Below are 12546 nucleotides of genomic sequence, written 5' to 3' on the forward strand. Positions count from 1 at the left end.
TTTTAGTGAATAGAACAGATGATTCATCTTATAAAAGTCCTTTTCCTACTTTAAATATTTTATTTTTTTTGTGTAGAAATTTAAATATTTGATCTAATATTCCATTAATAAAAATTTTACTTTTTTCCATACAAAATATTTTTGTAATTTCTATGTATTCATTCATAGTAGCTTTTGGAGGTATGTTTGGAAAATATAAAAATTCACAAATAGCCATTTGCAATATAATCAAATCCAGAATTGCTATTCTTTTTATGTTCCAATTATTTGAGATATCGTTTATTAAACTATTAAATTCTTCTTTATGAAAAATTGTATTTCTATATAAATCGATAACAAATTTTTTATTTTCATTATTTTTGTAAATGTCATATAATTTAAAATTTGGTGGAGTTGAATGTTTGATAAATCGTAAAGTTTTACAAACCATAGTATGAGCTATGCATAAGTTTTCTTGCCCATTAATATAGAGGTCTTCTATGTATCCTATCAATCTTTTATTGGGAATCACAATATTTTTATAATATTTTATAATAATTTTTTTTTCTTCTTCAAAAGAAGTACAAGGTTTCTCAAAATATTTTTTGCATAGAATTGATTGTTGCATTTCTTGTAATAAAAGAAAAATGTATTCGTCTTGTTTTTTCCATAATATTTTTCCAGAGTTTTTTGTAGAACTATATTCTTTTATTAAATATTTATTATTAGATAGTATTTTGATGACGGAATTATATGCAAATTTTTGTATGGAATCTGTGTTTTTTCTATTTTTACTATATAGATTTTTTTTTAGAGCATTTTCTCTAATTTCCAAAATTAGACAAAGAAGAGAAATATATAAATTATGCAATTCTTCAATGCTTTGAAGCATGTTTACTTCAACTTGATTTGAATCCATTTTAGATAAATGTTGAGCATATAAAAATTTCAAACTTATTATTCTGAAGTGTCGTCTTATGGACATTTTCTATTAATGATGTTGATTTTTATATACAACAAGATTTTTGTTGCAATTATATAAATAAAAATCAAACTTAAAAAGTTTGTATTTTTGCATGTTATATGAGTGGTTTATTTGCTTTTAGCAAAAAATATTGTCAAAGATACAAATTACGTTTGTGTGTAGGTTTTTTATTGATTCTAATATCAAATATTTTAACTTTACTTCCTATTCCTTATATAGGAAAGTCTATTAACACAATCAAAAATTTATTTATTAGTTTTTCAAATGCATCAAATTCTTTTGATTTAAAAAAAGAAATTTGTGTTTATGCCAGTATTATATTAATAGTCCCAATTATTGGAGGTTTTGTGAAATATCATATGCGACAATGTATTATAACTACATCTAGAATGATAGAGTTTGATATAAAAAATGAAATTTTTTCACATTATCAAAAATTGAGTTTATCTTTTTACAAAAAAAACTCAACAGGTGATTTAATGAATAGATTGACGGAAGATGTTTCTTTTATAAGACAATACATAGGTCCTGGAATAATGTATTTTGTAAATCTTGTTGTTCTTTTTTTCATGGTTTTTGTACAAATGTTACGAATTAATAAAACTCTAACTTTTTATGTTATTTTACCCATTCCTATTCTTTTTATTTCCATTTATTATATAAGTGTTTCTATCACTAAAAGAAGCGAGAAAGTTCAAAATTATCAATCTCTTATATGTTCTTTTATTCAAGATACTTTTTCTGGAATTCATGTTATTAAATCATTTGTTGCAGAACCTTTTTTTCAAAATCAACATAAGAGAATCATATCTGAGTATCAAAAAAAAAATATAGAATTAGCAAAAGTAGATACTATTTTATCTTCTGTTATAATATTTTTTATAGGAACTAGTCATTTATTGATTCTTTTTTTTGGAGGAAAAAAATATTTTGAAGGAGAAATTAAAGAAATAGGGACTATAGCTGAGTTTTTAACATATATTAATATTTTGATTTTTCCTTTTATTATATTGGGATGGGTGGTTTCTATTGTAGAAAGAGCAAAGGTCTCACGAATTCGCATAAGTGAATTTTTAAAAGAAAAACCAGAAATTTTTAATAAAAATTCGAAAAAGATGGAAATTTTTGGAAAAGTTCAATTTAAAAATGTTAGTTTCATTTATTATGAAAATAATGAAAATAAAAATAATGTAAAAAATAAAAGTCATTATACAATTAGTAAAATATCTTTTACTATTATGAAAGGGGAAACTTTGATTTTAACAGGAGAAACAGGATCGGGAAAAACTACTATAGGAAGATTGATTTCACGTTTGTATGATCCATATAAAGGAGAAATATTAATAGATAATTTATCTTTAAAAAATCATAATTTATATGATTTTAGAAATAACATAGGTTATGTTCCTCAAGAATCTTTTCTTTTTTCGGATTCAATTTATAATAATATTGCTTTAGGAAGTATAAAAAAAGTAACTCCATGTAAAGTGTATGAAGCAGCAAGAAAAGCTGTAATAGAAGATGAAATCTTAAATTTTAAGAATGGATATGATACAGTTATAGGAGAAAGAGGAATTACTTTATCAGGAGGACAAAAACAAAGAATCTGTATAGCAAGAGCTCTTATAAGAAATCCCAAAATTCTTATATTTGATGATAGTTTTTCTGCTATAGATCAGAAAACTAGAAAATTAATTATTCGTTATATAAAAGAAGGAATGAGAAATAGTACCATTATTATTATTACCCATGATACTTCTTATATATCTGATTTTAATTTATTTATTGTCTTAAAAGATGGAAAAATATCAAAAATAGAACATCATAACATTTTATTATAGAATTTTTAAAAAAATTGATATTGAATAATCATCCTACATTTTTTTTGTTTAGATTTGCTTTATTAGGATTATAATATTTTTTGAAATGGACGAAAAAGAAAATATCAAAGAAAGAAATGAAATTTGTTCACGAACTTTAAAAACTGGTAGTCGAACTAATTTTTTTGATGCGAGAGAAACAAGAGCTGGTGATTATTATTTGACTATTACTGAAAGTAAGAAAAATTTTTCTGAAACAGGAGAAGTTACTTATAAAAAACACAAAATTTATTTGTATAAGGAGGATTTTTCAAAATTCCAAAGTATACTTGATGATATGATTCGATTTATTATTAATGAAAAGGGAAGAGAAGTGATTTCAGAACGTCATCAAAAAGATTTTAAAAATCATACAACATATAATCAAAATCAAGAAATAAAAGACGTTCAAAAAAAAACATCAGAAGTAAAGAATTTCACAAATATTAATTTTGAGGATATTTAATAAAAAACTTACTTATTTATTAAGTTGTTTTTATTAGGGATTTAGGATATGATAGATAGATATGGAGAACTATATGAATATAATGAATGATATTAATACTTTCATATTTGATGTAGATGGAGTATTAACAAATTGTACTTTGAATTTATTTCCAGATGGGAACATGGTTCGTCAAATGTTTGCTAAAGATGGATATGCTATGCAGTTGGCAAAAAAAAAAGGGTATAATTTGTGTATTATTACAAGGGGATCAGATTTAATGGTTTTTAGACGTTTAAGAGGTTTAAATATCCGTTATATTTATCAAGGAGTTGATAATAAAAAGAAATATTTGGATGAATATTGTAATGTTTTAAATATTACTAAGAAAAAAGTTCTTTATATGGGAGATGATATTCCTGATATTGAAATTATGAAATCTGTAGCTTTGCCTTGTTCTCCAATAGATGCGGTCCAAGAAGTTAAAGATATATCTAAATATGTTTCTCCGAAAAAAGGAGGAAGAGGATGCGTTCGAGATGTAATTGAGAAAACTTTGAAAGTTCAAAAAAATTGGTTTTAAAAAAAAATAGTGTCCTGTAAAAAGACACTATTTTTTTTTCTATTATTTTTTTACATCATTCCTCCCATTCCACCTCCTCCTGCTCCTGGCATTGAAGGGACTGCATTATTTTCATCTTTTTTTATTTCTGTTACAACACATTCAGTAGTCAATAACATTCCAGATACTGAAGCTGCATTTTCTAATGCCACTCTAGCTACTTTAGTAGGATCTATGATCCCTTCTGCTATCATATTTTTATATTCTCCAATTTTTGCATCAAATCCATAATCTCCTTTTCCTTCAGCTACTTTAGCTACAACAACAGATCCTTCTCCTCCAGCATTAGCAACAATTTGTCGTAAAGGTTCTTCTAAAGATCTTCTAACTATTTGAATTCCGGTATCTTGATCTGCATTTTCTCCTCTCAGATTATCTAAAGAGTTTATAGCACGTACTAAAGCTACACCACCTCCTGCGACAATTCCTTCTTCAACGGCTGCTCTTGTTGCATTTAATGCGTCATCTACACGATCTTTTTTTTCTTTCATTTCTACTTCAGAAGCTGCTCCAACATAAAGGACTGCTACTCCTCCTGCTAATTTTGCGAGACGTTCTTGCAATTTTTCTTTATCATAATCTGATGTAGTAGATTCTATTTGAGCCTTAATTTGATCAACACGAGCTCTTATATCTTTTTTATTTCCTCCTCCATTTACAATAGTAGTATTATCTTTATCTATGATGACTCTTTCCGCTTTTCCTAGCATATTTAATTTTACATCTTCTAATTTACTTCCTGTTTCTTCAGAAATAACTGATCCTCCTGTTAAAATAGCTATATCTTCCAACATGGCTTTCCTTCTATCACCAAATCCAGGAGCTTTAATAGCGGCTACTTTTAAAGTTCCACGTATTTTATTTACCACCAATGTAGCTAATGCCTCTCCTTCAACTTCTTCAGAAATAATAAGTAGTGGTTTTCCAGATTGTGCTACAGGTTCTAATATTGGCAACAAATCTTTCATCGCCGCTATTTTTTTATCAGATAATAAAATTTGAGGTTGATCAAATTCAGTGATCATTTTTTCAGTATTTGTAACAAAATATGGAGATTGATATCCTCTGTCAAATTGCATTCCCTCAACTACATCTACAGATGTATCTGTTCCTTTTGCTTCTTCTACAGTAATTACTCCTTCTTTTCCTACTTTTTCAAAAGCATCGGCTATTAAAGCTCCAGTTTTTTCATCATTATTTGCAGAAATAGAAGCTACTTGTTTAATTTTTTCTGTATTCCCACCTACTTCTCTAGATTGTTTTCTCAAATCTATAATAACGGCTTCCAAAGCTCTATCTATTCCTCTTTTTAAATCCATAGGATTAGCTCCAGCCGCTACATTTTTCAATCCTTCTCTAACAATAGCTTGAGCTAAAACGGTAGCTGTTGTAGTTCCATCTCCAGCTACATCATTTGTTTTAGAAGCGACTTCTTTTACCATTTGAGCTCCTAAATTTTCTATAGGATCTTCTAATTCAATTTCTTTAGCTACAGTTACTCCATCTTTAGTTACTTGAGGCCCTCCGAAAGACTTTTGTAATACGACATTGCGCCCTTTTGGTCCTAAAGTAACCTTTACTGCATTAGCTAATGCATCTACTCCTTTTTTTAGTTTATCTCTTGCTTCAATATCAAATTTAATATCTTTTGCCATAATTTTTCAATTTTTTTTAATGAATTAACAAATTATATGATAGCTATTACATCAGATTCTCTCATAATGAGATATTCTTCCCCTTCCCATTTCAATTCTGTTCCAGAATATTTTCCGTATAAAACTCTATCTCCTTCTTTTAGAATCATCGGTTCATCCTTTTTTCCTTTTCCTACCGCAATTATAGTTCCTTTTTGTGGTTTTTCTTTTGCAGTATCAGGAATAATAATGCCTGAAGCTGTTTTTGTTTCAGCAGGATCAGGTTGTACTAGAACACGATCTGCTAAAGGTTTAATCTTTACTTCCACCATATTTTAAATAATTTTTAATTAATGATACTAACCGTCCAGTAGCCAAAAACATGCCAAATGAAAAATTATTGAATTTTTTTCATTTAACATTCTTTAAATGTCATTATGACATATGTGTCAATGTTTTGATCTTACAAAAAAATTGAAAAATAAAGTTAAAAAGAATATAACAATGGATAAAAACCAAGTAACATTTTCTAAAAATGTATTTGTCCTTTTAATTCCAAAAAATCTGAAATTTTTTTCCATAAAAATTTGATTAATACTTTCTTTTTTAGGACTTTGTATTAGTATAATTAATATAAGTAGTAAAGACATTATAACAATAAAAAATCCAATAATAGATGTAGCTTTCATTTTTCAATTCTTATATTATTTTCGTTAAATATTTTATGATACACTTGAACAGTAAGTTTTTCTATAATTCTGTCAATGGGTTTTTCTAGAAATAAGTCTTTTTTATGAGAAAAATCTTCTGAAATAACAAAACATTCTTCCCAATTTTTTTCTGGTTCAAAATTATCTCTATAATATATTTTCGCTGTTATTTGAATTTTTTTAAATGGACAATTTTTCATGGAAGTAATTGTATAATTTAAAAATATTCCTTCTAAAACAGCATCTCCATCTTTGAACACTAAATTAGAAGGATTACGTTTCATAATATAATCTTCTATATATCTTTTGAAATCAAAAGCAACAGATCTTCTGGGTAAATTTATTTTTTCTGAGAAATTTCCTATTTCTATCGTTTTTTTGATATCAAAAAATGAAGAAAAAGAAGGATGGTAACAACTAGTAATAGTTAAAAATATGAAAATAAAAATTAATTTTTTATAAGCCATATTGTTTAATTTTTCTATATAGTGTTCTTTCTGAAATCCCTAATTCTTTAGCTGTTTTTCTTCTCTTTCCATTATTTTTTTTTAAGGCTTTTTGAATAAACTCTATTTCTTTTTTTTGTAAAGAAAAAGAAGATAATTCATTTTTTGAAGAATCGTCTTCCACTTCTTCATAGTCAAAATCGTCTTCTGAAGAAGGTTTAGAAGAATCTTCCAATTGAAAAATTGAATTTTCTCTTTTATGAATAATTTTTCCAAAAACTTTTTCCATGAGTTGTTGATTTTCTTCAATAAATCTTGCATTTGGATGATTTTTTATTAATTGAAAAGTAATATTTTTCAAATCATTCAAATTTTTTTTCATATCAAACAAAATTTTATATAAAAAATCTCTTTCCCTAGAAAGACCTTGGAAAAAAGTTTCATTATGAGAAAATGATATTGAAGGAATATTTTCTGGAATGTATTCTTTCAATTTTTCTACAGATATTTCACGTTTTGTTTCTACCACAGAAATTTGTTCTGTAAGATTTTTTAACTGCCTGATATTTCCTGGCCAAGAATAATTTTCTATATACTTCAAAGATTCTTCAGTTAGTGTGATGGGAGGCATATGATATTTTTCAGCAAAATCATTGGAAAATTTTTTGAATAAAAACTTAATATCATTTTTACGAAATCGTAAAGGAGGAACATTAATTTGCACGGTGTTAAGACGATAATACAAATCCTCTCTAAATTTTCCTTTTTGTATAGATTCTATCATATTTAAATTGGTAGCAGCAACAATTCGTATATTGGTCTTTTGAATTTTAGAAGATCCCACTTTAATGAATTCCCCCGATTCCAGAATTCTAAGAAGACGAACTTGTGTTGTTAAAGGAAGTTCTCCTACTTCATCTAAAAATATAGTACCTCCATGAACTCCTTCAAAATAACCCTTCCGCATACTTGTAGCACCTGTAAAAGATCCTTTTTCATGTCCAAAAAGTTCACTATCAATAGTCCCTTCTGGAATCGCTCCACAATTAACCGCAATGTAAGAATGATGTTTTCTGGAAGAGAACTGATGAATAATCTTAGGTATAAATTCTTTTCCAACCCCACTTTCTCCAAGCACTAATACTGATATATCAGTAGCAGCTACTTGAATTGCTTTTTCTAAGGCTCTATGTAAGGCATAATCATATCCAATGATTCCAAATTTTTGTTTTATATTTTGGATAGATTCCATATTTTTATTTTTTTACATCCCTATAAATTTTTCCAATTAAAGTTGCAGACGTGGTTTCCGTGATTTGTATATGTGTAAAATCTCCTATTTTATAAGATTGTTTCGGAAATACCACTACTAGATTTTGCGTATTTCTTCCATACCAATATTGACAATTTTTTTTTGATTCTCCTTCTATTAAAATTTCTTGAACTTTTCCCAAGTATTCTTTCATTCTAAATGAGGAGTGATTTCTTTGCAAATCTATAATTTCTTTCAATCGTTTTTTTTTCACGTCTTTAGGAACATTATCTTGTAAATTTCTATATGCATAAGTTCCAGGTCTAGGAGAATAAGAAAACATGTAACCGTAATTATATTGAATTTTATTCATCAAATCAATAGTATCTTGATGATCTTTTTCTTCTTCATTACAAAAACCAGTCATAATATCATGAGATATAGAACATTCAGGTATTATGGTTCTGATTCGGTTTACTAAAGAAAGATATTTTTCACGTGTATATTTTCTGTTCATTAATCTTAGTATTTTGTTACTTCCAGATTGAACGGGTAAATGAATATGCTTACAAATATTTGGATGTTTAGAAATTATTTCTAAAACTTTATCCGACATGTCATGAGGATTAGATGTAGAAAATCTTATTCTCATTGAGGGAATTTCTAAAGCTAAAAGATTTAACAATTCAGAAAAACCTATAGTAATAAACCCTTTAGACCATCGATAAGAATCGACATTTTGTCCTAAAAGAGTAATTTCTTTATATCCATTTTGATACAAATGTTTACATTGCTCTATTATAGAATACGGACTGCTACTTCTTTCTCTTCCTCTGGTAAAAGGAACGATACAAAATGTACACATGTTATCACATCCTCTAGTTATACTTAAAAAGGTTGTTACTTTTTTTTGATTTAAATAAAATGGTTGGATGTCTGAATATGTTTCGTTTTTTTGATGATTCAAGTGTAAGGATTTTTTTCCATCCATGGCATAACGAATAAAATCCGATATTTTTTTATAGGAGTTTGGATTTACAAAAAAATCTATTTTTTTTTCTTCTATAAGAAAATTTATAATTTTTTTAGATAAACACCCTATGACACCAAATAAGGTTTTTTTTTTCTTTTTAAGAAATTGTAATTGTTCCAATCTTTTTTTTAGAGTTAATTCTGCTTTTTCTCGAATAGAACAAGAATTGAATAAAATAATATCTGCTTTCTCTAAATTATTGGATAAAACAAATCCATCATTGGATAAAATTGAAATAACTATTTCACTGTCAGATAAATTCATTTGACATCCATAATTTTCAATATAAAAACTTTGATTCAATTTTTTTTGATTTTTATTTTTTTCCATCATGTGTTATTTTTAAAATAAAGGTAAAAATAAAATGACATAATGTCATAAATGAAGAATTTTTTTAGCAAAAAAAATCATATTTTTTTTCCCGGTTGATTTTTCTTCAACATTAGAAAGTTTTACTACTGAAATCCATTTTTCTTCTGGAAGAGCTTTAACCATTTTGATTACAATATTCATAGAAGGAACTCCGACATCATTCGTAAAATTGGTTCCTATTCCAAAACATGGATAAATTTTTTTTTTGCAAAAAGAAGAAATAGAAGCCACTTTATATGGATCAAGATTATCTGAAAATACAATTTTTTTTTTGATAGGATTTATTTTAAACTTTTTATAGTGATTTATAGCTTCTTTTGCAAAATTAATAGGATCTCCACTGTCATGTCTGATCCCTCTAAAAGTATTAGCAAGTTTCTTGTTAAAATTTTTGAAAAAAACAGAAGATGTATATGTATCAGATAAAGCGATTCCTAAATTACCTTTGTAAATATTTAACCAATTTTCCATAGCAATGCGATCTGCTATGTCGAATCCATATTTAGCCGCATGAAACATAATCCATTCATGTCCCTGGGTCCCTATCGGTTTGATTGAAAAAATATGAGATAAATGAACATTACTGCTTCCCATAAAAAATGGAGGTCGTTCCTCCGTAAGGATTTTTAAAACCAATTTATGAACTCGATAAGAATATCTTCTTCTTGTTCCAAATTCTCCAATTTTAACTTTTAATTTTTTATATTTTTTCAGTTTTTCTTTAGTCAGAATAATAATTTTTTTATCAGATAAACGTTTTTTTCCTGTTAATTTATAATATAATTCTGAGATAATAGCCATTAAAGGGACTTCCCATAATATAGTACGACTCCATAATCCTTCTATATTCATTTTTATATTTTTTCCCTTTTGATATACATTTACTTCTTTTGGATTATATTGATATTTGTTTAAAAAATCTAGATAAGAAGAATCTAAATATGGACAATATTTTTCTAAATAGATTCTTTCTTCATTTGAAAGTTTTAAATAAGCCATTTCATTCAAATTTTCTTTCAATATTTTAGCAAAGTTTTTTGGAAAAGAATGTTTTCCTCTATTAATAAACTCATATTTAGCTTTTGCTGATGGAAATAATTTTATTACAGCATTTTGCATAGTAAATTTATAAAAATCATTGTCCAATAATGATGATATAATAGAAAAATTATTCATTAAAAGAATTCTTTAAAACCAATTCATAAAAAATTTTTAATATAATATAAAAAAATGTAAAATTTATATATACCTAGGTATGTATGAATAAATACGTTTGAGTTTAAGTAGTATATTTTTCTTTTTTAGAAAAAATATTTCTCTAAATTTGCTTTTAAAACAATTTACTTTTAATATGGACAATACGAAATTATACGTAGGGAACTTATCTTATGATATGACAGAACAAGAATTGAAAAAATATTTTGAATCTATAGGAGAGGTCACTCATGCTAAGATAATTTTTGACGAATCTACATCTAACAAAAGAAGCAAAGGTTTCGGATTCATAGAAATGTCTAATGAGGAAAATGCGAAACAAGCTATAGAGAAATTAAATGGGACAGAGTTTATGGGAAGAAATATTATTGTATCTGCAGCTAGACCTAGAACTAGGAAAGATTATTAGTCTTCATTTTTGAATTATTTATGTACATACGCTTACATCTGTTTTTTTGTTTTTTTAAAAAAATAACGATTAATGATATCTCAATATGAAATAACAACGATATTTAATGTCATATATCAAACTAATCTATGAAAAAATTATATGGAACAGGTGTAGCGTTAGTTACTCCTTTTAAAAAGGATGAAAAAATCGACTTCTATGGACTTGAAAAACTAGTGAAATATGTTTTAGATAATGAAGTCGATTATTTGGTAGCATTAGGAACTACAGCTGAAACAGCTACTTTAAAAAGAGAAGAAAAACAAGATATTGTTGAATGCATTCAAAGTGCAAATTATAAACAATTACCCTTAATATTGGGAGTAGGGGGGAACAATACTATAGATATTGTAAATCAAATAAACAGTATAAAAAGTTTATCAGATTTTTATGCTGTTCTTTCAGTCTCACCTTATTACAATAGACCATCTCAAGAAGGAATATATGAACACTTTAAATCTATTGTGAATTTCACAGAAGCTGATATTATTATTTATAATGTTCCTAAAAGAACAGGTTCTAATGTTATGCCAGAAACGGTTTTACGTTTAGCTAATAATTTTGAAAAAATAATAGGAATTAAAGAAGCTTCTGGAAATATTTTACAATCTTATAAAATTATAGAAAAAAAACCAAAAAATTTTAGTGTTATATCAGGAGATGATTTTATTACTTTGCCTGTCATATTGGGAGGAGGAGAAGGAGTTATTTCTGTAATAGCTCAAGGTTTTCCTGATAAAGTGTCTCAAATGGTTTCTTTAGCTAGGAAAAGTCAAGTAGAAAAATCTTTTTCTATTTTTTATAAAATGATTGAAATGATAGATCTTATTTATGAAGAAGGAAATCCTACAGGGATTAAAACTTTTTTAAATATAATAGGAATATGCAATCCATATGTTAGATTACCTTTACTAATTGGTAGTTCTTCTTTAAAAAATAAAATGTTAAATTTATTGAAACAAATCAACTCATAGCAATCGATATGCTTAGCGAAAAAATACAAATAGGATTAATAAAACAATTAAATAGAGAATCAGAATCCTCTCAATTGTATTTATCTATGGCTTCTTGGGTAGAAAAAAAAGGTTTTGAAGGAATATGCGAGTTTTTATACGATCATTCACATGAAGAAAGAATGCATATGTTGAAATTAATAAGGTATATTAATAAAAGAGGTGGGGTTGTAGTTTTGGATAATATTTTCATTAGAAAAATAACATATAAATCTTTGAAAGAATTATTTCAAACATTATTTAAACATGAGAAAGAGATTTCTAATGAAATCAATCTTTTGCTAGAATTATCTTTACAAGAAAAAGATTATTTTACATACAATTTTTTGCAATGGTACGTTGAAGAACAAATAGAAGAAGAAACTTTAAGTAAAATGATTTTAGATAAGATCGAATTAATAGGAGAAGATAAAGGAGGATTATATTTATTTGATAAAGATATAAAAAATTTTCATAAAAAATAAGAATTTTGTTAATTCTATTAAATCATGATTTTTTTTGAAAGTTCCTCTTATGAAATTATTTTTTTACTA

Annotated in this window: 14 protein-coding genes; 6 read left to right on the top strand and 8 right to left on the bottom strand. The window is 26.4% G+C overall.

The window, feature by feature from the left end:
* Positions 1 to 28: 28 nt before the first annotated feature.
* On the bottom strand, positions 29 to 931 hold the full coding sequence (gene nusB / locus BLBBGE_RS00970) for a transcription antitermination factor NusB (RefSeq protein WP_012840735.1): 903 nt from the start codon (positions 929 to 931) through the stop codon (positions 29 to 31).
* Positions 932 to 1062: 131 nt separating this feature from the next.
* On the opposite strand from nusB, the gene BLBBGE_RS00975 reads away from it, so the two are divergent.
* The 3 genes from BLBBGE_RS00975 (at position 1063) to BLBBGE_RS00985 (ending at position 3851) form a co-directional block, all read left to right on the top strand.
* Positions 1063 to 2805, top strand: a complete 1743-nt coding sequence (locus tag BLBBGE_RS00975; protein ID WP_012840736.1) for an ABC transporter ATP-binding protein — start codon at positions 1063 to 1065, stop codon at positions 2803 to 2805.
* An 85-nt stretch (positions 2806 to 2890) separates the two neighbouring features.
* Positions 2891 to 3289, top strand: coding sequence for a DUF3276 family protein (locus BLBBGE_RS00980; RefSeq protein ID WP_012840737.1), 399 nt, complete (start codon positions 2891 to 2893; stop codon positions 3287 to 3289).
* Between the two features lie 61 nt (positions 3290 to 3350).
* Positions 3351 to 3851, top strand: coding sequence for an HAD hydrolase family protein (locus BLBBGE_RS00985; protein WP_041936686.1), 501 nt, complete (start codon positions 3351 to 3353; stop codon positions 3849 to 3851).
* A 50-nt stretch (positions 3852 to 3901) separates the two neighbouring features.
* Here BLBBGE_RS00985 and groL read toward each other — a convergent pair whose 3' ends face one another.
* The 7 genes from groL to pncB all read right to left on the bottom strand — a co-directional run bounded on the left by groL (position 3902) and on the right by pncB (position 10513).
* Positions 3902 to 5545 (bottom strand): chaperonin GroEL, encoded by a 1644-nt coding sequence (groL, locus tag BLBBGE_RS00990; RefSeq protein WP_012840739.1) that lies wholly within the window; start codon positions 5543 to 5545, stop codon positions 3902 to 3904.
* 32 nt (positions 5546 to 5577) lie between these two features.
* Complete coding sequence (locus BLBBGE_RS00995; RefSeq protein WP_012840740.1) at positions 5578 to 5856, bottom strand: co-chaperone GroES; 279 nt, start codon at positions 5854 to 5856, stop codon at positions 5578 to 5580.
* A 117-nt stretch (positions 5857 to 5973) separates the two neighbouring features.
* A complete protein-coding gene (gene secG, locus BLBBGE_RS01000; protein WP_012840741.1) occupies positions 5974 to 6213 on the bottom strand; it encodes a preprotein translocase subunit SecG in 240 nt (79 codons plus the stop codon).
* Entirely contained in the window at positions 6210 to 6701 is a 492-nt protein-coding gene (locus BLBBGE_RS01005; RefSeq protein ID WP_012840742.1) for a hypothetical protein, read from the bottom strand. The genes secG and BLBBGE_RS01005 overlap by 4 nt, the downstream gene beginning before the upstream one ends.
* Positions 6691 to 7932 carry a sigma-54 dependent transcriptional regulator gene (locus BLBBGE_RS01010; protein WP_012840743.1) on the bottom strand — a complete coding sequence of 414 codons (1242 nt, stop codon included), beginning with the start codon at positions 7930 to 7932 and terminating at the stop codon, positions 6691 to 6693. The genes BLBBGE_RS01005 and BLBBGE_RS01010 overlap by 11 nt, the downstream gene beginning before the upstream one ends.
* A gap of 4 nt (positions 7933 to 7936) precedes the next feature.
* Positions 7937 to 9298: a tRNA (N6-isopentenyl adenosine(37)-C2)-methylthiotransferase MiaB gene (gene miaB / locus BLBBGE_RS01015; protein WP_012840744.1), complete on the bottom strand. Its 1362-nt coding sequence runs from the start codon at positions 9296 to 9298 to the stop codon at positions 7937 to 7939.
* A gap of 42 nt (positions 9299 to 9340) precedes the next feature.
* The gene (pncB, locus tag BLBBGE_RS01020) at positions 9341 to 10513 is read right to left on the bottom strand and encodes a nicotinate phosphoribosyltransferase (protein ID WP_012840745.1); all 1173 of its coding nucleotides are present in this window, start codon (positions 10511 to 10513) and stop codon (positions 9341 to 9343) included.
* A gap of 148 nt (positions 10514 to 10661) precedes the next feature.
* Between pncB and BLBBGE_RS01025 the strand changes: the two genes are divergently transcribed.
* The 3 genes from BLBBGE_RS01025 (at position 10662) to BLBBGE_RS01035 (ending at position 12477) form a co-directional block, all read left to right on the top strand.
* Positions 10662 to 10961, top strand: a complete 300-nt coding sequence (locus BLBBGE_RS01025; protein WP_226989464.1) for an RNA-binding protein — start codon at positions 10662 to 10664, stop codon at positions 10959 to 10961.
* Positions 10962 to 11089: 128 nt separating this feature from the next.
* Positions 11090 to 11974 carry a 4-hydroxy-tetrahydrodipicolinate synthase gene (dapA, locus tag BLBBGE_RS01030; protein WP_012840747.1) on the top strand — a complete coding sequence of 295 codons (885 nt, stop codon included), beginning with the start codon at positions 11090 to 11092 and terminating at the stop codon, positions 11972 to 11974.
* Between the two features lie 8 nt (positions 11975 to 11982).
* A complete protein-coding gene (locus BLBBGE_RS01035; protein ID WP_012840748.1) occupies positions 11983 to 12477 on the top strand; it encodes a ferritin in 495 nt (164 codons plus the stop codon).
* Positions 12478 to 12546: the final 69 nt, after the last annotated feature.

This window comes from Blattabacterium sp. (Blattella germanica) str. Bge (assembly GCF_000022605.2).
GTDB lineage: Bacteria > Bacteroidota > Bacteroidia > Flavobacteriales > Blattabacteriaceae > Blattabacterium.

Excerpts from the sequence above, each read along its gene's own strand:
- BLBBGE_RS00975 (WP_012840736.1), top strand. The coding sequence starts at position 1,063 with ATGAGTGGTTTATTTGCTTTTAGCAAAAAATATTGTCAAAGATACAAA.
- BLBBGE_RS00980 (WP_012840737.1), top strand. The coding sequence starts at position 2,891 with ATGGACGAAAAAGAAAATATCAAAGAAAGAAATGAAATTTGTTCACGA.
- BLBBGE_RS00985 (WP_041936686.1), top strand. The coding sequence starts at position 3,351 with ATGGAGAACTATATGAATATAATGAATGATATTAATACTTTCATATTT.
- groL (WP_012840739.1), bottom strand. The coding sequence starts at position 5,545 with ATGGCAAAAGATATTAAATTTGATATTGAAGCAAGAGATAAACTAAAA.
- BLBBGE_RS00995 (WP_012840740.1), bottom strand. The coding sequence starts at position 5,856 with ATGGTGGAAGTAAAGATTAAACCTTTAGCAGATCGTGTTCTAGTACAA.
- secG (WP_012840741.1), bottom strand. The coding sequence starts at position 6,213 with ATGAAAGCTACATCTATTATTGGATTTTTTATTGTTATAATGTCTTTA.
- BLBBGE_RS01005 (WP_012840742.1), bottom strand. The coding sequence starts at position 6,701 with ATGGCTTATAAAAAATTAATTTTTATTTTCATATTTTTAACTATTACT.
- BLBBGE_RS01010 (WP_012840743.1), bottom strand. The coding sequence starts at position 7,932 with ATGGAATCTATCCAAAATATAAAACAAAAATTTGGAATCATTGGATAT.
- miaB (WP_012840744.1), bottom strand. The coding sequence starts at position 9,298 with ATGATGGAAAAAAATAAAAATCAAAAAAAATTGAATCAAAGTTTTTAT.
- pncB (WP_012840745.1), bottom strand. The coding sequence starts at position 10,513 with ATGAATAATTTTTCTATTATATCATCATTATTGGACAATGATTTTTAT.
- dapA (WP_012840747.1), top strand. The coding sequence starts at position 11,090 with ATGAAAAAATTATATGGAACAGGTGTAGCGTTAGTTACTCCTTTTAAA.
- BLBBGE_RS01035 (WP_012840748.1), top strand. The coding sequence starts at position 11,983 with ATGCTTAGCGAAAAAATACAAATAGGATTAATAAAACAATTAAATAGA.